Origin of the sequence: Paraburkholderia sp. SIMBA_053 (assembly GCF_046534895.1) — a bacterium.
In the GTDB taxonomy this organism is placed as follows: domain Bacteria; phylum Pseudomonadota; class Gammaproteobacteria; order Burkholderiales; family Burkholderiaceae; genus Paraburkholderia; species Paraburkholderia caledonica.
This window is the reverse complement of the sequence record NZ_JAWRXU010000818.1, coordinates 1-267: the sequence shown is the minus strand read 5'-3', so window position 1 is coordinate 267 and position 267 is coordinate 1. Positions and strand designations below refer to the sequence as shown.

1 protein-coding gene is annotated in these 267 nt (G+C 60.7%); it reads right to left on the bottom strand.

Features of this window, described 5'->3' with window-relative positions:
- Nucleotides 1-267, bottom strand: a 267-nt coding sequence (locus tag SB753_RS37850; RefSeq protein WP_410805260.1) for a glycosyltransferase, incomplete at both ends; no start/stop codon positions are given.

Here is a 267-nt window from a genome sequence, read left to right as displayed (position 1 = left end):
CATGCGCGCCGCGAGCATCTCCGCGTTGCCCGGCTCAACGACATAGCCGTTCGTCTCGTTCACAACAAGCTCACGCGCCACGCCGCAGGTATGCGTAACGATCGCCGTGCGCGACGCCGCGAATGCTTCGTTGATGCAGAGTCCCCATTGATCGAACTCGCTGGCGAGCACCACGAAATCGGCAAGGCCGTAAATCGCAGGCATTTCGCCGTTGGGCAGTGCATCGAGAAAGCGCACGCTCTTTTCGAGTTCGAGTCGCGATACGAG